This is a genomic window from Pseudoalteromonas sp. PAR1, assembly GCF_947311895.1.
Lineage (GTDB): Bacteria > Pseudomonadota > Gammaproteobacteria > Enterobacterales > Alteromonadaceae > Pseudoalteromonas > Pseudoalteromonas lipolytica_C.
Genome location: NZ_CAMZMY010000009.1, coordinates 147,966 through 170,119, shown reverse-complemented (window position 1 = coordinate 170,119; position 22,154 = coordinate 147,966). Strand labels below are relative to the sequence as shown.

Annotated in this window: 16 protein-coding genes and 1 riboswitch; of the genes, 9 read left to right on the top strand and 7 right to left on the bottom strand. The window is 39.6% G+C overall.

All coding sequences use genetic code 11. The annotated features are described in order from the left end of the window. Positions 1 to 17: 17 nt before the first annotated feature. Positions 18 to 1,343, bottom strand: coding sequence for a sodium-dependent transporter (locus QL229_RS09820; protein ID WP_138558562.1), 1,326 nt, complete (start codon positions 1,341 to 1,343; stop codon positions 18 to 20). 148 nt (positions 1,344 to 1,491) lie between these two features. On the opposite strand from QL229_RS09820, the gene QL229_RS09815 reads away from it, so the two are divergent. Continuing rightward, positions 1,492 to 2,229 carry a 4'-phosphopantetheinyl transferase superfamily protein gene (locus tag QL229_RS09815; RefSeq protein WP_281546820.1) on the top strand — a complete coding sequence of 246 codons (738 nt, stop codon included), beginning with the start codon at positions 1,492 to 1,494 and terminating at the stop codon, positions 2,227 to 2,229. Here the strand turns inward: QL229_RS09815 and lysC are convergent. Both lysC and nhaD read right to left on the bottom strand, forming a co-directional pair. Continuing rightward, positions 2,206 to 3,585, bottom strand: a complete 1,380-nt coding sequence (gene lysC / locus QL229_RS09810; RefSeq protein ID WP_135924272.1) for a lysine-sensitive aspartokinase 3 — start codon at positions 3,583 to 3,585, stop codon at positions 2,206 to 2,208. The genes QL229_RS09815 and lysC overlap by 24 nt on opposite strands. Positions 3,586 to 3,666: 81 nt before the next feature. Further along, positions 3,667 to 3,839: riboswitch (Lysine riboswitch) on the bottom strand. A gap of 88 nt (positions 3,840 to 3,927) precedes the next feature. Next, positions 3,928 to 5,178 carry a sodium:proton antiporter NhaD gene (gene nhaD / locus QL229_RS09805; RefSeq protein ID WP_138558564.1) on the bottom strand — a complete coding sequence of 417 codons (1,251 nt, stop codon included), beginning with the start codon at positions 5,176 to 5,178 and terminating at the stop codon, positions 3,928 to 3,930. Between the two features lie 148 nt (positions 5,179 to 5,326). Here nhaD and QL229_RS09800 point away from each other — a divergent pair, with 148 nt between their 5' ends. From QL229_RS09800 to QL229_RS09775, 6 genes are all read left to right on the top strand, one after another. Beyond that, on the top strand, positions 5,327 to 6,601 hold the full coding sequence (locus QL229_RS09800) for a hypothetical protein (protein WP_138558565.1): 1,275 nt from the start codon (positions 5,327 to 5,329) through the stop codon (positions 6,599 to 6,601). Between the two features lie 2 nt (positions 6,602 to 6,603). After that, positions 6,604 to 7,149 carry a hypothetical protein gene (locus tag QL229_RS09795; RefSeq protein WP_063705788.1) on the top strand — a complete coding sequence of 182 codons (546 nt, stop codon included), beginning with the start codon at positions 6,604 to 6,606 and terminating at the stop codon, positions 7,147 to 7,149. Continuing rightward, positions 7,149 to 9,935 carry an ATPase gene (locus QL229_RS09790; RefSeq protein ID WP_138558566.1) on the top strand — a complete coding sequence of 929 codons (2,787 nt, stop codon included), beginning with the start codon at positions 7,149 to 7,151 and terminating at the stop codon, positions 9,933 to 9,935. The genes QL229_RS09795 and QL229_RS09790 overlap by 1 nt, the downstream gene beginning before the upstream one ends. 403 nt (positions 9,936 to 10,338) lie before the next feature. Continuing rightward, positions 10,339 to 10,881 carry a DUF4136 domain-containing protein gene (locus QL229_RS09785; protein WP_138557226.1) on the top strand — a complete coding sequence of 181 codons (543 nt, stop codon included), beginning with the start codon at positions 10,339 to 10,341 and terminating at the stop codon, positions 10,879 to 10,881. 589 nt (positions 10,882 to 11,470) lie between these two features. Next, positions 11,471 to 12,025, top strand: coding sequence for a DUF4136 domain-containing protein (locus QL229_RS09780; protein WP_281546819.1), 555 nt, complete (start codon positions 11,471 to 11,473; stop codon positions 12,023 to 12,025). Positions 12,026 to 12,191: 166 nt separating this feature from the next. Next, positions 12,192 to 14,030 carry a TonB-dependent receptor gene (locus tag QL229_RS09775; RefSeq protein ID WP_281546818.1) on the top strand — a complete coding sequence of 613 codons (1,839 nt, stop codon included), beginning with the start codon at positions 12,192 to 12,194 and terminating at the stop codon, positions 14,028 to 14,030. A gap of 63 nt (positions 14,031 to 14,093) precedes the next feature. Here the strand turns inward: QL229_RS09775 and QL229_RS09770 are convergent, their stop codons facing one another. From QL229_RS09770 to QL229_RS09755, 4 genes are all read right to left on the bottom strand, one after another. Then, on the bottom strand, positions 14,094 to 14,843 hold the full coding sequence (locus tag QL229_RS09770; RefSeq protein ID WP_281546817.1) for a hypothetical protein: 750 nt from the start codon (positions 14,841 to 14,843) through the stop codon (positions 14,094 to 14,096). Positions 14,844 to 14,938: 95 nt separating this feature from the next. After that, entirely contained in the window at positions 14,939 to 16,117 is a 1,179-nt protein-coding gene (locus tag QL229_RS09765) for a hypothetical protein (RefSeq protein ID WP_281546816.1), read from the bottom strand. A 145-nt stretch (positions 16,118 to 16,262) separates the two neighbouring features. After that, positions 16,263 to 17,183, bottom strand: a complete 921-nt coding sequence (locus QL229_RS09760) for a hypothetical protein (protein WP_281546815.1) — start codon at positions 17,181 to 17,183, stop codon at positions 16,263 to 16,265. A 74-nt stretch (positions 17,184 to 17,257) separates the two neighbouring features. After that, positions 17,258 to 17,506 (bottom strand): YkgJ family cysteine cluster protein, encoded by a 249-nt coding sequence (locus QL229_RS09755; RefSeq protein ID WP_054562006.1) that lies wholly within the window; start codon positions 17,504 to 17,506, stop codon positions 17,258 to 17,260. A gap of 158 nt (positions 17,507 to 17,664) precedes the next feature. Between QL229_RS09755 and QL229_RS09750 the strand changes: the two genes are divergently transcribed. Further along, the gene (locus tag QL229_RS09750; protein WP_199527689.1) at positions 17,665 to 18,837 is read left to right on the top strand and encodes an efflux RND transporter periplasmic adaptor subunit; all 1,173 of its coding nucleotides are present in this window, start codon (positions 17,665 to 17,667) and stop codon (positions 18,835 to 18,837) included. Positions 18,838 to 18,840: 3 nt separating this feature from the next. Further along, the gene (locus tag QL229_RS09745) at positions 18,841 to 21,993 is read left to right on the top strand and encodes an efflux RND transporter permease subunit (protein ID WP_281546814.1); all 3,153 of its coding nucleotides are present in this window, start codon (positions 18,841 to 18,843) and stop codon (positions 21,991 to 21,993) included. The last annotated feature ends 161 nt before the right edge of the window (positions 21,994 to 22,154 follow it).

Here is a 22,154-nt window from a genome sequence, read left to right as displayed (position 1 = left end):
ACTTGTAACTCAAGTTTCTATTTCAACAACGCCACGTTCACAAATACCGCCGTCATTAATAGCGGACAGACAAAGCGAATGTACTGGGCAAACCAATAATGAGGGCCACTCGATACTTGATGCAATTTATTACCACGCTGCCATAACCAGCCAACAGTAATGAAATAGAACAGTCCCATTAAAGGTAATTGGTACTGTGTAAGCACCATAATCACTAAGCCAAATAACCAGTCAAAGTTTAAGATGATTAGTGATGAAGCAATAAACACGATTAGCGTCACAAATAAGGTCGCTTTTTTTCGCTCAATACTGTGATTCTCAACTAAAAATGCCACTGGAATTTCGGTCGATGAAATAGTTGATGTCACTGAGGCAATCGACATTAAAACAAAGAATAATAAGCCAACGAGTAAACCCACTTGGCCCATTGTGCTGAACAGCTCAGGTAAAATCGCAAAAATTAACTGCCCTTCACCGACCAGTTTACCGCCGCTAAATACCTCTACACCGTTATGTTGAGCAACAAAAATAGCCGGAATAATCAATAAACCCGCTAAAAAGGCCACACCGGTATCCAGTAGAGCCACAGTGCCAGTTAATTTAGGTAGGTTGGCATCTGGTTTTAAATAAGAGCCGTAAACCATCATACAACCAACACCTAACGACAATGAAAAGAACGCTTGCCCCATTGCCGCAATAATTAAGTTTGCATCAAGAATTTGACTAAAATCTGGCACTAAATAGGCTGCAAAACCATCCATCGCACCGTCTAAGGTCGCGATATAAGCAATTAATGCCACTAATAACACTAGCAATAATGGCATTAAGCGACGTGACCAAGTCTCGATACCTGATTTAACGCCTTTTAAAATAATACTCGCAGTAAGAATAAGCATCAGTGGTGTAAACACAAAATTACGTGCCATCGAGTCACTGTGTAAAAAGTTACTTAACTCAGTAAAACCAAAGAAGTTTGCGATTGGCTCAAGGGCATAAGCGAGCATCCAGCCTGCGACAATCGAATAAAAGCTTAGCATTACAATCGCACCAAAGAGGCCAATATAGCCTGCTGCAGCGCCTACTTTAGGCGCTGTATCTTGCCATGCATTTGATAATGCTTTTACCGGATTAGCTTGTGCTTGATGACCTAAATATAGCTCAGTATAAAGAGCTGGAAGCGCTAATAAGAAAATAACAATAAAATAAACAAGTAAAAATGCACCGCCGCCATGGTTTGCCGCTTGTGTTGGAAAGCCCCAAATATTACCTAAACCTACCGCCGCACCAGAAGCTGCTAAAACGAAACCTAATCGACTTTGAAAGCCGTCACGAACTTGTGCCATACATCTACAAATCTGTTATTATTTTTCCTCATTAAACCATAATTACAGTCAACTGCGTAAACTATTTGCGTTTGTTCGTGCCTATAAATGTGCATCTGCTGTAAAAATAAACAAAACTAAATACGAGCCTTCGTGTAAGCGTTAAACCATGAGCTGTCACTACTTTTCGAATACTCTTATCATCGAGCAGCAAAGCCAATCAACGGCCAAAAAAATTATGCTGATGGATGCAGCACGTATTGATGTTGCAAGTTTACCCCTTGATAAATTACTTAGTGAGTTTGAGTTAAGTGTGCTTGAAAAACGCAAAGTCCCTGCTGCCAAGCAAGAGTACTTAGCGACTCGCCTAACGTTAAAATATTTGTATCAACACGCTTACCCTAATGACGATTTAGCCCTCAATGAAATATCGAGCCAGTTTGATGACAAAGACAGCAAGCTAAAGCTACATACCCCGGTTAGAGAACCTGTGTGGACCTGTTTATCTCATTCAAATGGTTTAATCGGTGCAGCTCTTAACCCAGAACAGCAGCTATTTGGTTTTGATATTGAACAAAGCAGTAAGCCTCGCCCTTTTATCAAACTCGCAAAGCACTTTTATCATCAAGATGAAGTTGACTTAATTAGCCGTTTTGATGCATCCGATGAACAGGCACAGTGCTTTTTTAGAATTTGGACATTAAAAGAAGCGCTTGCCAAAGCAAGTGCACAGCCAATTGCGAAACTACTTGCTCCTAATGTATTTGAAGAATTGAGCAAACATAATTTCAGCGCGAATAGTAACTCTATTGAAGGCTTTGATATAAGTGTCGTGGCACAAAAAAGCACTGACTGGCAGTGCTCTTTTATTAACTTTAACGACTTACGCCGCGACTTGGCTTTCTAATAGTCGGCTATGAATAGCCTGCACGACTTCATCTGACTCGCTTTGCTCAACTAAGAAGCACAAGTTATGTTTACTTGCACCGTGGCAAATTAAACGAATATTAAAGTCACTTAATACCTGCATTAAGTTCATTTCTTGCTGACGTAATTGAATTTCAGAACCAATTAAAGCCACCAGCGTCAAGTTGTTCTCAACCGATACATGACAAAACTCAGAAAGCTTATCTAAACAGGCTTGATCAAGCTCAGGACGTGATGCATTTGGCGCGTTATCTAAAGTAATTGCAACACTGATCTCTGAGGTAGTAACCAAATCAACCGAAATATTAAACTCACTTAAAATGGTGAATACACGCGCTAAGAAACCACTCGCTAGGAGCATTTCTGGGCTTTTAACCGTTAATAGAATTTGGTTTTTACGCTGCGTTACTGCACGAATACCCGGTTGCTGAGACTTTTCTTTTTCAATCCATGTACCGCCTAATTGCGGCTCACGGCTTGAACCAACAAACACACTAATATGGCTACGGCTCGCTGGTAAGATAGTTGCAGGATGCAGCACTTTTGCTCCAAACGTGGCCATTTCTGCCGCTTCATCAAAGCTTAAGCGAGCAATTGGGCTTGCTTTGGCGCATAAACGCGGATCAGTACTGAAAATACCCACAACATCGGTCCAAATATGCACGCTTTTTGCGTTAATTGCTTCAGCGAGTAATGCAGCACTGTAATCTGAACCACCACGCCCTAAAGTCGTTGTTTGATTATGTTCATTGCTACCAATAAAGCCTTGAGTTACGACAACTTGCTCATCAAGTAGCGGCACTAAATGCTCTTTAGCAGCCGCAGCGGTTGCTGCAACATTAGGTGTTGCTTTAGCAAATTGGCTATCTGTTTTTAGCACCTTACGTACATCAAAACGCACCGCATCAAGACCTTGACCACGTAATACTTGAGTGAACAAATACGATGATAAACGCTCACCAAAGCTCAGTAGCTCATCTTGCTCAGCTACTGACTTAACCCCTTCTGATGCCAAAGTTTGAAAAGCCTTAAGCGTTTCATTAAAGCCATGTGCTAAATCAGCATCGAGCGACAGCTCTGCCAAAATTGCTTCTTGAATGGCGACTACGCCGGTAATGTGCTCATCACGCTCAACCGCGCTCAAATCACGTTTACACAATGCAACTAAATGGTTTGTCACGCCAGCACTGGCACTCACAGCAACAATACGTACTTGGTTATCAGCACAAACGATTTCTGCGCAGCGGCTCATAGCATCAAAGTTAGCTACACTGGTACCGCCAAATTTTGCAACAACGTAATCTGATTTTGTATTGGCGGCTAATTGGGTATTCATGTCGTCTCCTTTTGTGGAAAACTATCCACAGTAAATCAAGAAGAACTCGGCAAGGGGGTGCTTTGAAAATAAAGAGTAGTCCATGCCAGAAGCTCTCCACCTAGTTTGGTGACAGTTTTGAGGATTCAGCCCCATAAACCGAAAAATAACCGTGACGTCCGATTAATTTTCTCGGCGAGTACTTCCCTCATTAATGGTCATCGGCGTTCGTCACCTCACATTAATTACCTAAGTATCGCACCTCTTCTGAATGTTAAGTTAACACCTGGTTAAAATAACAAAGCCTGCTGTTAAAAGCAGGCTTCGAAAGTTAACGTTTAGACGTCTAGCTGTCAAGTTGTTTTATGAAATTAAACTGCCCGCTAAGTGCGAACCGTAATAACCAACGGTATAAGCAATTAATAAATAAACCGACATTTTAAGATAGCTCATAAAGGTCAGTGCTTTGACCTTACTCATGGCAATAATACCTGCCGCAGAGCCGATTATAAGCATTGAACCACCTACCCCAGTTGCGTAAGTAAACGACAGCCATTGCTGAGGGCTCATCACAATATCAGCTTTCAAGAGTGCTGCAGTTAGAGGTACGTTATCTACCGCCGCTGATAATAGCCCCATCAAGTAGTTGGCATATTCAGGCGCCATCAATTCATAAAGGTGAGTAAATTTAGCAAGCATGCCAACTTCTTTTAATGCGCCAACCAGCAATAACACACCCACGAAGAACAATAAGGTGTCGTACTCAATTTCACGAATATAATCAATGATTTTTTTGTTCACATCTTTTTTGCGCATTAAAAATTGCGCAACCAAAAACATCAGTGATAAACCAAATAAAAAGGTTAATAGCGGTGGCACACTATAAAGTACGCTCAGCGTTAACGTAGCAATAATCGTCGAGAAGAAGATAACCGCAATGGTAATATCGGTTTTTTCAATACGACGAGCCGTTTGCTTTTCAAATACCACATTACCCGACATACCCACCGATAACATTGCCGCTAACAATGCAACACTTGCAAGTGCAGGTACAATTAATAATAACAAGTTAGCAATGGTGACTTTTTCATCTAAGAAAATCATTAGCGTTGTAACATCACCCGTGATCAACGACACCCCACCCGAGTTAACACTGAATACAATTAAGGTTGCGTATTTTATTAATTTTTTAGGATCTAACTTCAGTGACATCACTACCGCAAGCGAGATTAAAGTTGCCGTTATGTTGTCTGATATCGATGAAAATAAAAACGCAAAACCACCAATCAAAAACATCAGCTTTCGTTCACTGATTTGATTTGGCATAATTTTATGCACAATATTCTGGATAAAGCCTTTAGAGTTTAAATACGCTACAAAGGTCATCGCAGCCATTAAAAATAGCCACAAAGTCGCGATTTCTAATATATTGTGATCCAGTTGATGTTGTATGGTTTCTGGGCTTTGCCCATGAATCGGAGAGATAAATAAGATAATCCAGCATAAAGTACCAAAAAAAAGCGTCGTTTTGGCCTTGTTAACATGGATAATATCCTCTATAACGATAAGCAAAAATGCCACCGCTATCAGGGTTAGGATAAGTGGGGTTACCATGGTGTTTGAACAACCTTTATAATAATGTAAAAATTGTAAGACGAGTGTTTCGGCGCGGATTCTAGCAGCATCGACAGCATAAAACTATTCTCAATTACATAATTTACTACTAATCGCTAACACCAAAGTCTGAATTTACTGGAGCCTTATGATCCCAGCTAAAAAGTTATTAAATACCCTTACAGAGCATTGGGGGGTGTTAGAACTATTATTTAAACGTTTTAAAATGGCTGATTTCAGCTTGAAAGACGTACAAAATGCGATAAAACAAAAACAACCCACTTGGTCAAATGAACGCATTTATAAAGAAACAAATCGTTTATTGAATCAAGACATCATTATCCCACTGGCTAAGTCATCGCAGTTAGAAATCAACCGCGCGATCGCCGATTTTGCGACTTTCTTGCTGCAAGAAGAACACCTAGGTCTTGCCCAAGAAATTAGTGTGCTCGTTGATGACCTTGCTCGTCTTGGTAACCGCCTTGCTAAAGCGGGTGAAATTGAAGATTACGACGAGCTACGCCGCTTTAGCCGCATTATGGATGATCGGGTTCGCAAAATAATGAAATTGTTTGCCCATAATGAAAACGCAATTTTAAATATTGTTGAGCAAGCCAAAGCTAACAACGCAGTGCAATCTTTGCAAAAGCGCTATCAAGCAGTCATTGAAGCGTTCGATGAATACATTGAACCTATGCTTGAAATGGTTGATATTCGTGGTGATTTTCATGCTTGCTTTCATACCATCGAATCGCAAATTAGCACGCAAATAGAGCAAATTGACCGCCTAGGTAAGTCATATCAAGACAAGCGCATGCTTGAACAATTACGTACCCGTATTTTAGAAATGCATTTAGTTGGTCGTGAAAGCTTACGTAAAAGCGCCGATATGCTGATGCCGCTGCGTGAAGAATTACGCCGCAATAACCTAATTACTCGCCAAGCGGCTAAAGTGCTTGGTTTAGTGCGTAAAAATGGCGTCGATAACATGTTAAGTGCGGTACAGCCTAATTTTGTCTCCGACGCACAGCGTTTTTCACTTGGTCAGCAACGTCATATCGTGGCCTATATGGCAGGCTTAGTCGACTTTGAGCACGATGAATATCAGCTTCCTGAACAGGATGATGTACCTGCGTATCAAAGTCCGCATATTCCTGATTACAACGATGTTAAAACCCAATTTAAAAAACGCTTTAAAAAAGCCAGCAAAAAAGCTCAGCCACTCCTTAGTTTTTTAGATGAAAGCTACCCAGATCTTGAGGCTGACGAAATGCTGTTCTTGTATCAAAAACTAATTAGCGATGGCGACCTTGAGATTAGCCAAAGCCAAGAGAAAGTAAAAATAAAAATTGCCCAGCAACACTTCTCTCTTTACCCATTTAACTCATCGATTGCTGACGATAAAAAAGCAACAGAGCAATAACCATGACAGATATTAATTTAGATGATTTAACGCATCTGCAAGCTATAAATAAAAAGCTCACATCAGGCTACCACATTAGTGAGCAAGACACGCTTATGTGGCAAGAGCTTGACCAACACATTGATGCTTATCGCGCGTTATTTAACGCCCTTGGCCATGACTTACAACACGATAGCCGTGGCTTTTACTATTTTGGTAGCGACGAAAGCACCCCAAACATGGGTAAAATTTCGCGTGCCATCGCACTAACTATCTACATCTTGATTGAGCACTATGCCAATACCGGTAAAGATCCAATGCGTGCCTTGTTTGATGAAGTAAACGACCTAGAACTGATGCAAACCTTAGTGCAAATCAACAAGCACCTGTTTGATCAATTAGAAATCTTCTCAGGCTCAGATTTACGCAAAGACGTTTACCTACGTATGGTACGTTTAGGTCTTGCGCGCGAAGTAGAAAACGGCTTTATGCTGCAAGCGCCAATTTATCGTTATATCGATGCATTAATGGAAGTAAACGAAGAAACCTACCTAGGAGATGACGAATAATGCAAAGCCAAAGCCTTTACGGACTCAGCAAACTTGCGCTTTTAAATACCGCAGGCTATGCAAAATGCGTGATCCCGCTGGATAAAAGTAGCTCAATCTGTGCACCAAATAATACCGGTAAAAGCTCGGTGATTAATGCCCTGCAATTTCCACTGATTAATGATTTACGTTTAACAGAATGGGATGGCCACGACTTAGATGAAACCCGAAAGTTCTACTTTTCGTCAGATCAATCCTATATTTTACTCGAAGCTGACCTACCTAATGGCCCTGTGGTGATTGGTGTTGCTGGCCTTGGTAAAATTGCCGGATATGCGCATCAGTTTTTTTGCTACCAAGGTAAGTTAAACCTAGAGCACTACACTCAAGGCAAGACCATTGTAAAATTCACCAAGCTTTTTAATCACTTAAAAGAGCAAGGTTTCAATCCAATCGAATTAAAAGCGCAAGAGCTAAACGCCCTACTCACTGGCGGCGCAACGCCGTTTGATGGCGATATCAACTTAAAGATGATCCCCCTCAATAACGTGCAAGACTCAGCGATTTACAAAGAAATTTTCCGCCGTATTCTTAACTTGCATAAGTTAGGTGCCAGTGATGTTAAGCGCTTTATGCTACGTGTATTTGAGCGTCATATGTCAAACTCACGGGTCGACTTTTATGAAGTGTGGCGACGTTCATTTGATAAAGTGAATCGCGCTAAACGTGAACTAAAAGCCCTTGAGTCAATGCAAGAGCCTATCGCAGCTCTTGAATCTATGCTTGAAAACCAAACAGTTTTAAAAGGTAAGCTTGCTGCCTATGCGCCAAAAATTGACCAAGCACTGATTGACTTTGAAACCTATCAACAAGAGCAACTATCTGAGCTAAATATTGCCCTTGAAGATATCGAACACGAAAAGCATGAGTTCGAACAAAAGCAGCAGCTGTATATTCAGCAATCCCGTGATATTGAACGTAAACAAACTCAAATTGAACAATGGTTTTTAGACTATCGAGCGCTTAAATCTGAGTTTGAATTGGTTAATAAAGCCACCCTAAAAGTAAGCCTTACGCAGCTTAAACAAGATTATGAATCGCTATCGCATTCATTAAGCAGTGCCCAAGGTCAAAGCTTACACACGCTTGATTACCGTATTAGCGAAACACAAAAGCAAATTAAGAGCTTAAAATTACAGCTGAAGAACCTTGAGTTCAATTTATTCACCCGTATGCGTGAAGATTTATCTTTAAAAGAAGTTGAAGAGATTTCGCGTATTCTAAACCCTGATATCTTATCGTTTGCCACCACCAGCAATGGTGATGTTGAGATCACAGACGAAGATGCCTTTGGTGAGTTCTTAGAGCAGTTATCGGCCAATGTTAAAGGCGGTGTACTAACTCTTCCTGGCGCGACGATTAAACTTAAAAAGCTAAGCCCAGTGCAAATGCAAACGGGCGAAAATAAAGAGCAATTAACCGCGCAACTCGCTGCTCTTGAAAACTCACTGAAAGAGTTTAAACAGCAGCGTGAAGTCGCTGCTAATGTCGCCGAAAAGCAAAAAGAAAAAGATGCCCTATATGATGAGCTAATGGCCTCTGAAGAAGCATTAAAACGCTTTGAACAATTTGAAGTGATGCAGCAATCTGTCGATGCACAAACTCTACTAAAAGAGCAATTAAATGCAGAGCGCGAACAAGTTGACGACTACCTGCAAGACATTCAAAAGAACAGTGGCTCAATCAGCGACCGTCGTTCGATTATCAAGTCGAAAAAAGATCTGCTTGCACGCCAAGCTGACCGTTTACGCCAAGTTAAATCAGAACGTATTGATCACACGCTTGATTTTTATTCAGGTAAAGTGACGCCATACATGATTGAAATCAGTATTGATTTTGATAATTTAAGTGATCTTATTCATCACTTTAACAAAGACTGCCAAGAACTACGCAACTTTGATATCAACGTACGTAACACCTACATGCATATTTATAATGCGGGTATTACTAAGTTTGATAACGAAAACGATGAATTTACTAAATACGAAAAGCTTATTAGCGCGTTTCATAACATTGATAACGAGCGCGATGCTGTTGAGCGTCAAGGCCGAGTTGCGTTAACCGAAGTAGCCGCCACCATTAAAGGCTTGCGCGAAGACCTAGATCGCCTACGCCGCGAAATGAACAGCTTTAATAAAGGCATTAGTCAGCATCGGATCTCTAACCTTCAAGCATTCAAAATTAATGTTATTCCGCGCAAGATGTTAGTTGATAGCATTGATACCATTATCAGTACCTCAAACCAGTTTGAGCAAGGCGATACCCTAGACCTATTAAGTCAAGAGCCTTATAGCGAGTCTGCGGTAAACGAAGCGAAAGATCATTTAATTAAACTTGCCTCAGAAAAAGCAGGTTTAACACTGACCGACTTATTTGATATTCGATTTGAAGTAGTAAATCGTGCCGGTGAAACTGAACACTTCGAAAAAATAGATTCAGCCGGCTCTAACGGTACTCGTATCACCATTAAGCTACTTTGTGGCATGCTATTTATTCGTTATTTATTAAGTGATCAAGAGCAAAATCTGTATCGTATTCCGATTTATATCGATGAAGCAGCTGATATCGACCCACAAAACCAAAAAGCAATTATCGAAACCGCTCTTAGCTTTGGCTTTGTGCCGATTTTTGCCTCTGTTAAACCACAAGTCAGCTGTGATTACATCGTCCCAATTCGTACAGTGAAAGATGGTGCGCAAAACTGGGTTGATGAAAAAGACTGGATAGAAGTTGAACACAGTGCTTAATTGCAAAAATTAATCATTGCTTTAATCAAGGATGGTTATACCCAAGCCACCTCAAGATGCAGCATTCAGCGTTTCACAGGTGCTTAATATCAAGGCGTTACTTTGCAACAATGGCAGTCCCTTTTAAGAAGTAACAACGATGAGAGTAAGTGCCTGAGAAGCGCCCAAAGGGTTGCTTTAAAAGCGATTTATACTGCGTTATTGATTTTACTATTACTTGCAATCAATGCCTTGCCTAAATCGCTTTTAATCCCAACTGAAACTCGCACTTTGAGGTGGTTTGGGTATTTATTACAAACTATTACTGACTCTTTTGTAAATTTACCGTAAATCATTTAGTTGAATTATTACTGTTTTATGTTATTTATTTAAATGATGGAAATTTTGCCAAGGAGCAATCAAGATGAAAAACTTATTAATCGCATCAACAGTTTTACTTTTAGTGGCCTGTGCTAAGACACCTAGTTTGGATTACGACAAATCAGCAGATTTTAGTAATTATAAAACCTTCTCATGGGTACCTAATGCGAGCCTAACTGAAAACGTAGTAAACTATCAAATTAGTCCTTTAACGGAAAAACGTGTGCGTGAGGCCGTAAATGCTCAGCTTGAAAAAAATGGCATGAAGTTAGTTGATATGGCACAAGCTGATGTACTTTTAAACTACCATGCATCGGTTGATACCAAAATTAATGTTCAAACAATGAACATGGGGTATAACTATTGGGGTGTTGGCCACAATACGTATACTGTTACGAATGAATATGATGTTGGCACATTGATTTTAGATGTTGTTGACAAATCATCAAATCAACTTGTTTGGCGTGGAGCTAAAGAAGGTCGTTTAAAAAAGAAACAGTCGCCACAAGAGCGCACTGACGCAATCGTAGATACAGTTGCAGATATTCTTAGTAGCTTCCCACCACAAAAAGCTGATAACATCTAAATTCTGTTTTAGTTGAAAAACCGTGCGCCTAGCACGGTTTTTTATTGTCGTTTAAAAAGTTCACCTTTTTTCTCTTACATCGTGCTTTATAAGTCAAAATAACTATAAATAGTTCGCAAAACTTTCTGGACGAAAGAGCTAGATAGAGCTCAAGCACAGCATTTAATCCGAAAATTAATCATTGATTCAGTCAAGGATAATTATACCCAAGCCACCTCAAGATGCAGAATTCAGCGTTTCACAGGTGCTTAATATCAAGGCGTTACTTTGCAACAATGGCAGTCCCTTTTAAGAAGTAACAACGATGAGAGTAAGTGCCTGAGAAGCGCCCAAAGGGTTGCTTTAAAAGCGATTTATACTGCGTTATTGATTTTAACAATAGAACCACTATTACTTGCAATCAATGCCTTGCCTAAATCGCTTTTAATTCCAACTGAAACTCGCATCTTGAGGTGGTTTGGGTATTTATTACAAACTATTACAGTACTTTTTTGTAAATGTGCCATAGTTTTTAAATAATCATTCCGTTGAATTATTTTTATGTTATGTTATCAATCAAGTAGTGGAAATTTGCCAAGGAGCAAACAATATGAAGAACTTATTAATCGCGACGGCTGTATTATTTTTAGCGGCCTGTGCTAAAACGCCTGACTGGGATTACGACAAATCAACAGATTTTAGTAATTATAAAACCTTCTCTTGGGTACCTAATGCGAGCTTAACTAAAAACGTAGCGAACTACCAAATTAGCCCTTTAATGGAAAAACGTGTTCGTGAAGCCGTTAATGCTGAACTTGAAAAAAGCGGTATGAAGCTTGTTGATATGGCACAAGCAGATGTACTGATTAACTATCATGCGTCAGTTGATACAAAAATTGATGTAGATACCTTCAACGTAGGTTACGGTGCACGCTGGAATTACTGGGGCATGGGTTATAACACGCAAACAACGACTCGCGAATACGAAGTGGGTACATTAATTTTAGACGTAGTTGACCGCGCTTCTAACCAGTTAGTTTGGCGTGGCGCTAAAGAAGGTCGTTTGCAAAAGAATCAATCACCTGAAAAGCGCACTGAAGTTATCAATGAAACCGTTGCTAACATTCTAAGTAACTTCCCACCGCAATCTATTAATCAAAACTAAACACCGTTTTAGTAAAAAGACCGCGCAATTAGCGCGGTTTTTTATTGCCTGCTGAAATCTGGTTGGAGTGGTATAACTCAGTGATTCAGATACAATACCCGCAATTTTCAGTGCGCCTAACTAGCCCACTACCCCAGATTAAACAAAATAATCAAGAGAATTTTAGATGGTACGCGCAGTACAGCTTACACTTCCCGCTTTATTCGTCACTTGCTCAGTGCTAGCAGAAGACACTAACAACATTGAACAAATCACCGTTGAAGTTTCAGCAACCGCAAATAAAGAGCCTGTTGGTACCTTTGATGCGCCGGTATCAAATTTAGAGTATGACCCGCGTGTTGATTTGCAATCACGTAATATGGCTGAAGCACAAGCTGATGTAACCATTCGTGGTGGTATCTTTGAAAATACTGGCTTTCGTGTTGGTAGCAGTACGTTATTTGACCCTCAATCTGGTCACTACTTTGCTGAAATTCCGATTGCACCACAAATGCTAACAGGCCCTTCAGTGCTTACAGGTGCTGATAATGCTCTTTACGGTATGAATAGCTCGGTTGGCACGGTTTCATTTGGCTGGCGCCCTATCACAAGCACTGGCAGCGTTTCACTTGGCACAGGTACGAATGGCTTTAATTTACAAAGCATTCATGCTGCCCAGAGCCAAAAGCTGGATAGTAAACCAGATTGGCGATTAGGTTTTGAGGGTGAATACTCGCACTCAAAAAGTGATGGCTCAATTGAGAATGGCGATCACGACTTTGAACGTGCCTCAGCGCGTATTCAACTTGCAAGCTCTACCTCGCAAACTGATTTTATGTTTGGACGCCAAGAGAAGTTTTTTGGTTGGCCAAACCTTTACACACCATTTAATTTTAACGAAACCGAAGATCTTGAAACCAAGCTTTTCATGCTCAATCACAAGCAAATTTATGGTAAGGGCAATAGCCTTGAAGTGACTGGTTATTATCGCAAACATAACGACCATTATGTATTATCTCGTGAAAACCCAGCTATTTTTGAAGCGTTTCATGAAACCACGGTTAAGTCATTGGCACTCTCTGGGCGTCACCGCTTAAATAACCGCTATGCTATTAATTATGCAGGGCAATTTATTGCTGATGAAATTGAATCAACGTCTCTTGAAAACAACTTTACGTCATGCAATTACACTAAGCTCAGTATCTTACCTGAGTACAAGGCGGCCCTTGCAGCTAACAAAGAGCTTACTATTCGTATTGGTGCTGCATTTGATGATACTAACCGTGATAGTTCAGCTACCTCATTTATTGCCGATGCCAGCCTTAAAGTAGCTAATCAAAATGGCAGTGAACATACTTGGTATGCGTCATACGCCGAGGCAACACAAGTTCCTGGTTATACTGCAATCGGCGGCAGTGAAACGGGCGGATTATTCAGAAGTAACTACAGCCTTGAGCGCGAAACCACCGATAACCTTGAACTAGGTTTACTGATTGAACAGTCTTCGTGGCGTTTAGATTCAGCTATTTTCTACCGCAAAGATAAAAACCTTACGGATTGGACATATCGCTTTGATGCAACCTCAGCTCGTTTTGCAAACCCGGTTGATATAGACACCTTCGGTGTTGAGTTTTTAGCAAATAAATCGTTTGAAAGCATTAAGTTGATTGCCAGCTACACCTATTTAGAAAAGTCAGAAGACTATGGTATGGCAGATATTGATGCGAGCTTTTATGCACTGAACTACCCTGATCACCGTGTAACACTGGGCGCAATATGGCAGCCAATGGATGTGCTTGAGCTACGTATCGATAACGAATGGCGTAAACAACATAGTAACCGCCTACGTAGCTCTGATGATGAAGCCTTCTTTACACAGTTAACGCTAAAATTCACACCTGCCCAGTTTGATAATGTGTTTGTTACCTTTGCAGCTGACAATATTTGGGATGAATCATTCGAAGAAGTACCGGGTACCCCAGGTCGCGGCGAACAATATACGCTAAGTGCTACCTATACGTGGTAAGTAAAAACAATAATGCCAGTCAATTGACTGGCATTATTACTATTCATAAATAATATTATCTAGCTAAAAATTACTCACAAGCTGAGGTACTAAGCTCAAATAAGAAAGGATATTTTCTTTGTGGCTAAATTCATTCACACTTTGTTGATCAAAAAATTGTAAGCCCGAAAGCTCATTTTCAACTCGAGCTTCGAATGATTTTAACAACTGGCCTTTATCTACATTTAGTTTGATATTAAAAACTATAACGACACTCATCGTATTAGTTAGAAGAAATGAATTAAGGTCTACCCAATCAATCATTGAGCTCGATATATTCGCTTCTTCAAATGCTTCTTTTAGTATATTCTTTTTAATATCAACAGCCTGCTTTACTTCTAACTCATCCCTTTGAAGGCCACCGCCAATAAGGTCAAGAAAATAAGTGTCTGACTTTGTTGATTTTTGACCAAACACAAAAAAGTCATCACTTGTCGAAATTAACGCCCCTGTATTTATATGGTATGGAAAGTAGCAACTCGCTAGGCTCTGCTGTTTGCTTAATTTCATTAAAGAGCGAATTGTAGAATATGAGATAGTGCTCAGCTTTAATTGCAATGAACCTTGTTGTATTTCATCGATATTTTCTAATCGATAATACTGCCCATCCCAAATTTCAGTACCTGCGCTTTGCGCATCTGCTATAACCTCATGCCAATAATCTTTTAGAACTTGTTCGTAAAGGGCTATATTTAGGCTCGATTCCGATGCAATAACATCATAAGTTTCAATCTCCGAAACATTTTTTATTAGTATTTTAGAATTAGGCATCACAATTAATATTCCAAAAATTGTTACTCTATGAAGAATGCATATAAGCTGATAACAAGCTCACTTAATCTCTGAGTTTGGCGGCCGTTAGCATAGAGTTAAGGCTGGATGATATCCACACACTTAAAAATATATCCATGGTCATGATTCTTCATTCTACAAGCATCTATAAAATGACTTCTTCGATTACTATTAAGCAAATGGTAATAGCTTGGTTCATATATAGAAGGCTTTTTAATAACTATCTTACCCTTCGGGTAATTTGAAGCCTTGACATTTTTATCGCCCGCGGTCATAAGGTTAAAATTAATGTTACTGCGTGACTGCTCAGCGGAGATTTCTCCTTTTAAAATATACTCTGTATTTTCATAAAAATTCTTAGCTAAAAATGACAAATTAGCGTGGGGTAATTTTATACTAAAAAAGCCATATTCATCGGTAACTACTTTTTTAAACAGTTTTTTTCTATTTAAAAAATAAGAGAAGGTGATTTCAACATTACCAACTGCAACATTACTATTTGAAGTTGGAGCGGTCAGTTTTCCATCTAACCTATAATTATTCAAATAGAAATTAACTTCTCCAAAATAATCAACGTTCACTTTTTTACCTCTAGCAGAAACCATTAAAGTGAGTTCGCCAAATATAGCCCTTGAACTAAAAAATGATTTAAACTCCTCGAAAGACTTAGGTGTAAGTATGCCATCCACAACATGGAAATAATGTGATATATCAACAGATGATTGTTTTTCTAGATTTATTTCTCTACCGTCAACTCTGGCTAAATCAATGATAAAAGAGGGATTTTCATCTATATCTATCGGTAATTTATTATGTGAGAACGAAATGTCAAAACTCGAGAAGTTTTTATCAATCATATTTTCTGTAATACTGGAGACAGACATATTTGCCCACTCAGCATAGCCATGATTTTCATTAAGGGGAATATACACTGAATTAGTTTGGTAGTTTTCTTCAGTTAAAGTCACCTCACCAAATGAAGACACCTTGCCAATTAACGAAATTCTATTTTCTATAGTTGGGTCAACATTGAGTGTGATATTAACCGTATCAACCATTTCACCGACAAAATCACCATTAATGAAAACAAGCATATCATCAAAAAGGCTTTCTGAATCATCTATCGAGTCCCCATAATAGCCATTGTTATAGCCCATAGTTACATCAACTGTTACTGTCTCTATAGGTGAAGAATTACATGTGATAGGCAAAAGAAAACAGATAAAGCATAGAAAAGCTGAAATACAATTGACCATTATTTAATCCTTTAAACTAATGTCATTTTTTAACGTTAAACTCATAAAGATGAAAGAGCAATTATAATTATTTATTTAGAAACCCTTTCTCCCGGCGGTGGCGAGTATTAATACCATTCAATTCAAAAGTGTTATAAATGAAAACTTACTTCTGAAGCTCTTGTTGATATTTCGAATAGTAATATTGAGATAACTCTGAGCATTGCGCTCTATTTTTACGCGCGATAGCTTTAGATTTTGAAACCTTTATGAAACAAAGAGTCACTGTTGCCAACTCATCAAAAAACAAATACAGCCCAAAACTATCTAAATCATCATATGTTTGATAATATTTTTTTATTACGCCAGTGTTAAAGGCAATCCCAAAATAACCTAAGTTTGAAAGTATAGCATCAATAAAAATTCCAGGCTTAATATTTCCCTTTTCTTTATCAATATAAAGTAAAACCGTATTTAGAGCTTTCAAATTTTCTTTTAATTTAAAAGAGTTTGATTCTATATCTAAATCTAAAATTTCATTAGTGGAGTTTGAAGGGAATAAAGATTTATATAAAACGTCATGAAATACACTCAATTGAAATATATTATCTTCATTTTTACTTAGCTTATATTTTTCAAATATTTCTTCGAAAACATTTTTTATGTACTTTTTATGTTCTACAAAAAGCGCAAAGCTCTCTTTCTTTTGATTTAGTTTGTACTGTTCCTGAGCTATTTTAAGTTGATTTTGAGAGAGTAAAAATTGTTGTTCAGACTTTTTGAACTGATTATTTGAAATAATCAACTGTTGCTCAACTTTTTCTAACTGCACAGCCAATTGTAAAGAGCGGTGATAAAGACCAACTAAAGTAGTAATTGCTATTGCAGCCGCTGCAAAATTGATTGGTAATGAAAAAACATCTCTAAACTCCACCCAGTTAATCAGATTGGTTGGATCAAGTGATAAAGAATGCCATGTAAAAGATGCCTGTAAAGGAAATCCTCCTAATATCATCCATGGTAGAGCTTTTAAACACCACCTAAAATATCGACTCCATAAATACAAATCCTTTTCGGCTTTTGTCATTTTGTTCCTCAATAACATATTCCTACCGTTTAATTAAGGTAACAAGACTTAGTATGTTGAGGAATAGGTATATATTATGTCATTTGCTCAAGTTCAGTAATTAAATAAAGCGCTTGTTCGTTAGTGGTGCCACACACATCAATAGTGGCAGAAAAGTCACTACACACCTTAGGCCTTGATTCATCACCAAATAATTTACATAGGTTATTATCATCAAGTTGAATACAGCGCTCTCCCGCCGCTTTGCCGTTGGGCATTCCTGGGATCGGTGAGCTAATACTGGGTGCAATACAACAGGCGCCACAGCCTAATCTACATGCCATTTTATTTGTCATTAAGTACCTCTTATAGAACCTTTTTAGTGCCTTTGTAATATGTGTAATGGTTTGTTACATCTTCAAACGCCTTGTAAACACTTTATTGCGTATGCTTAGCCTATCAAATTTATTTTTAATTACCGTCAACCGTGAGGGACTATCCCGTGGCTAGTAAAAAACAAATCATTCTCCCAATCGCCGTATTAGTCGGCGGACTAGGAATGGCATTCGCATTTGCTTCAATGAAGCAGCCGCCAGCAGAAAAACCAGAACAAGATACGCGTCCGCTTGTATCAATTAAACCTTTAAGTTTTGATGCTGTAACACTCGATGTAAAATCATACGGTATTGTTAAACCTAAAAACCAAACTGAACTTGTTGCGCAAGTGAGTGGTCAGGTTGTGTCGTTATCAGATCAATTTGTACAAGGTGGATTTGTTAAGCAAGGCGACATTCTAGCACGTATTGACCCAAATGATTACGAAGCGGCACTCATTGAAGCAGAAGCAGGTCTAGCGCAAGCAAGCTCTGCTCTTGAAATTGAACGCGCACAAGTCTCTGTTGCACAAGCTGAGTGGGACCGCATCAAAGGTGACTCAAACCAAGTTATCCCTTCTGAGCTTTATTTACGTAAACCTCAACTTGCGGAAAAACTTGCAAACTACCGTGCAGCACAAGCCAGTGTTAAACGCGCCAAACGCAACCTAGAGCGCACTTACATTAAAGCGCCATACGATGCGATTATTGACGAGCGACTAATTAGTTTAGGCAGTGTAGTAAACCCAGGCAATAGCTTTGGTAGCCTAAGCTCAACATCACTGGCTGAAATTCGCTTACCTGTTGCAGATAAAGACCTACAATACCTAAACAATCAAGGTATTGGTGCTAACGTATCAATTAACGCTGAATTTGCAGGTAAACAAACAACGTGGCAAGCGACTATTGTTCGTAGCGAAGGGGTTGTTGACCAACGCAGCCGTATGAATTACCTAGTAGCACAAGTAGCAACGCCTTATGAGCAAAAGCAACCTCTGCGTTTTGGCTCGTACATTAATGCCACCATTGAAGGCCGTGCATTAGACAACGCAATTGTTGTTCCGCATCACTTAGTTAAAGACAATAAAGTAGCCGTTTTACAAGATGGAGAAACCCTTACTTTTAAAACACTTAACATAGTGCGCGAACAAAATGGCATGGTAATCGCCGATAATGGCCTTGCTAATGGTGAACAACTTATTACCTCTGCTCTTGAATACCCAACTGAAGGCATGGCAGTCAAGCTAGATAATGCAAAACTAAGTGTGCCAACAACGCAGTTAGCGTTAAAAGAGGAATAAGCCATGACCACGCACAGAGAAAAAGGGCTTATTGCCTGGTTTGCTCGCAACCCAGTTGCTGCAAACCTACTTATGATCTTCATTTTAGTGGGCGGCTTATTGACAGCAATGTCGGTGCGTAAGCAAATGTTCCCACAGTTTGAAAGTAACTGGATCAGTATTCAAGCTGTCTACCCTGGGGCTGCGCCACAAGAGGTAGAAGAAGGTATAACCATTAAGGTCGAAGAGTCTTTAGAGGGCCTCGAAGGCATTAAACGTTTAATTACTTATTCAAACCGTGGCTTTTCACAAGCTTGGATAGAAATCGAAGAAAAATACGACCCGCAAGAAGTACTCGACGAAATCAAGATGCAGGTTGATTCAATCAATACCTTCCCTGCTGAGATGGAACGCCCTATTGTTCGCCGCGAAAAGTTTGAGCAAGAAGTCATGATACTCGCTTTGTATGGCGATATGAGTAACTACCAGCTCAAAGAGCTTGGTAACGATATAAAAGATGAGCTACAAGCTTTACCACAAATAAACTTGGTCAACTTTTACAGTGGCTTAAACTACGAAATTGGCATTGAAATCAGCCCAGATAAACTACGTGAGTATGGTTTAACTTTCCGTGATATTGCCACAGCCGTGCGTAGCTTCTCTGCCAATATGTCAGCGGGTCAAATTCGCTCTGAAAATGGCTACATTTCGATGCGTGTCGAAAACCAAGCATATCGTGGCAAAGAGTTCGAAAATCTGCCTTTATTACACCTACCTGATGGCGCACAGGTGTTATTAGGTGATGTAGCAACAATTAACGATGGCTTTGAAGAAGGCTTACAATACTCTAAGTACAACGGCAAAAATTCACTGACTTTTGAAGTAAATGCATCAAAAGATCAAGACATCACTAAAGTTGCTGCGGTATTAAAAAAATACCTTGCAGATAAAGCGCCACAGCTTCCTGCTGGTGTAAAACTATCACCGATTGTTGATTTAACTTACTACCTTGAAGGTCGTCTAAACATGATGATCGACAACATGGTGTGGGGTGGTATTTTAGTAATGGTGGTACTTGCCCTATTCTTGCCACTGCGCTTAGCATTTTGGGTCATGATGGGTTTACCTGTGTCATTCCTAGGTGCATTTTTAATGATGCCTCTGGGCTTTATAGACATCACAGTTAACTTAGCTTCTTTATTCGCATTTATACTGGTGCTGGGGATTGTGGTTGATGACGCCATCGTGGTTGGTGAGTCAGCCAGTGCTGAAATTGAAAAACACGGTCACAGTCTCGATAACGTAGTACGCGGCGTAAAACGCGTTGCGATTCCAGCAACCTTTGGGGTGTTAACCACAATTGCCGCATTCTTACCGCAAACATTGGCATCAGGCCCTGGCTCTGCGTTTTCTAAAGCCATTGGTGGTGTAATTATCCTTTGCTTAATTTTCTCATTGATTGAGTCAAAACTAATTTTACCGGCTCACTTAGCGGCTATGAAAAATAAACCTGCAAATCCTAAAAACCCGTTACACCGTTTACGCTTAGGTATGGATAAAGGCCTCAAGAACTTTGTTGATAATTACTACACTCCATTTATTGGTCACTGTATTCACTATCGCTACACCGTGATTGTTGGTTTTATCTGTGTACTTATTGTCAGTGGCGGTATGTTTGCGGGTGGTTTAGTGAAATTTGTTGCGAACCCTAAAATTCCGCATGATTTCCCTCGTATCTCTGTTGAAATGAACCTATCTTCATCTGAGCAAGCAACTCTTGAAACAGCACAAACTATTGAGAAGCTGATTTTAGATGTCGATAAACAACTTGAAGAGCAATATGGTCAAGCAATGATCCGCGACTTATCGGTTAGTTTACGCGGTCGTACAAGTGCTCGTATCATGGCAATTTTAGTTGAACCCGATTTACGCCCTATTGATACATTCCAATTAAGTGCTATGTGGCGCGAACAAATGCCACCATTACCGGGTGTGAAAACACTTAATATTGAAGATAGTATCATGAACGGAGGTCGTGATGACGGCGATGTGAGCTTCCGCCTTGAAGGCAAAGATATCAACAAGCTAAAAGAGGTTGCGGCTAAGTTAAAAGAGAAATTAAATAGCATGGAAGGTGTGGGTGATGTTAATGACTCACTACAATCAGCAACCGATGAAGTACAACTTGAACTTAAACCGCTTGCTTACAGCTTAGGCTTAACGCTATCGGATGTGGCATCACAAGTCAGCTTTAGTTACTACGGCCTTGAAGCACAACGTATTTTACGTGATGGTGAAGAAATTAAAGTAATGATCCGCTACCCTCGTGAATCTCGTGATGCAGTAAGTGACATTACAGATGCACGTATCATTACACCCACTGGCGTTGAAGTGCCGCTTGCTGAAGTCGCTAAGGTTAATATTGTTGATGGCGTAAACCGCATTCGCCGTGAAAATGCTAAACGTACCGTAAACGTATGGGCTGCGGTAAATACTGACCAAGCAGAGCCGTTTGCCATTGCTAAAGAAATTCGTGACGACTACTTACCTAGCCTATTGAAAAGTTACCCAGGTGTAGAAAGTAATGTAGCTGGCCGTATTCAAGAAGAAATGGACAGTGTCGCAGAGCAAGTACGTGATTTTGCTTTATCAATGATGATTATCTTTGCGTTACTTGCTATTCCACTACGCTCATACTCGCAACCATTCATTATTATGTCGGTTATTCCATTTGGCGTAATTGGTGCGATGTTCGGTCACATGATCTTAGGTATGACGATGAGTAGCCTATCGGTATTCGGTATCATCGCAGTTGCCGGGGTTGTAGTAAATGACTCGCTAGTAATGGTCGACTTTGTTAATAAAGCTCGCGCTGAAGGTGTAGCAATTAAAGAGGCTGTGATGCAGGCTGGTGGCCGACGTTTTAGAGCTATTTTATTAACCTCAATCACCACATTCATTGGTGTATTACCAATCATTATGGAAACAAGCTTACAGGCTAAAATAGTTATTCCAATGGCCGTTTCACTTGCTTTTGGTGTGTTATTTGCGACCGTTATTACACTGATATTAATTCCATGTCAGTACGTTGCACTTGAGGACTTTAAACGCCTAATAAGTAAGCTGAAAGGTAAAAAAACACCAACTGAATCTGAGTTACAGACAAGTAGTAACTAATAATATTCCACTATCCCAACCTAACGCTTGGCAAAGTAGTTTGCCAAGCGTTTTTTATATCTATTCACTTAATTAGCAGGTCTATTTTGAAACAATAAAACCTCGTTGATTACAAGGCAAAAACTTTGTTATTGAGTTGTTCTTGCATTGCTATTGCTCTG

Excerpts from the sequence above, each read along its gene's own strand:
- QL229_RS09785 (WP_138557226.1), top strand. The coding sequence starts at position 10,339 with ATGAAAAACTTATTAATCGCATCAACAGTTTTACTTTTAGTGGCCTGT.
- QL229_RS09755 (WP_054562006.1), bottom strand. The coding sequence starts at position 17,506 with ATGGCATGTAGATTAGGCTGTGGCGCCTGTTGTATTGCACCCAGTATT.
- QL229_RS09760 (WP_281546815.1), bottom strand. The coding sequence starts at position 17,183 with ATGACAAAAGCCGAAAAGGATTTGTATTTATGGAGTCGATATTTTAGG.
- nhaD (WP_138558564.1), bottom strand. The coding sequence starts at position 5,178 with ATGGTAACCCCACTTATCCTAACCCTGATAGCGGTGGCATTTTTGCTT.
- QL229_RS09800 (WP_138558565.1), top strand. The coding sequence starts at position 5,327 with ATGATCCCAGCTAAAAAGTTATTAAATACCCTTACAGAGCATTGGGGG.
- QL229_RS09820 (WP_138558562.1), bottom strand. The coding sequence starts at position 1,343 with ATGGCACAAGTTCGTGACGGCTTTCAAAGTCGATTAGGTTTCGTTTTA.
- QL229_RS09815 (WP_281546820.1), top strand. The coding sequence starts at position 1,492 with ATGAGCTGTCACTACTTTTCGAATACTCTTATCATCGAGCAGCAAAGC.
- QL229_RS09765 (WP_281546816.1), bottom strand. The coding sequence starts at position 16,117 with ATGGTCAATTGTATTTCAGCTTTTCTATGCTTTATCTGTTTTCTTTTG.
- QL229_RS09775 (WP_281546818.1), top strand. The coding sequence starts at position 12,192 with ATGGTACGCGCAGTACAGCTTACACTTCCCGCTTTATTCGTCACTTGC.
- QL229_RS09745 (WP_281546814.1), top strand. The coding sequence starts at position 18,841 with ATGACCACGCACAGAGAAAAAGGGCTTATTGCCTGGTTTGCTCGCAAC.
- QL229_RS09795 (WP_063705788.1), top strand. The coding sequence starts at position 6,604 with ATGACAGATATTAATTTAGATGATTTAACGCATCTGCAAGCTATAAAT.
- lysC (WP_135924272.1), bottom strand. The coding sequence starts at position 3,585 with ATGAATACCCAATTAGCCGCCAATACAAAATCAGATTACGTTGTTGCA.
- QL229_RS09780 (WP_281546819.1), top strand. The coding sequence starts at position 11,471 with ATGAAGAACTTATTAATCGCGACGGCTGTATTATTTTTAGCGGCCTGT.
- QL229_RS09790 (WP_138558566.1), top strand. The coding sequence starts at position 7,149 with ATGCAAAGCCAAAGCCTTTACGGACTCAGCAAACTTGCGCTTTTAAAT.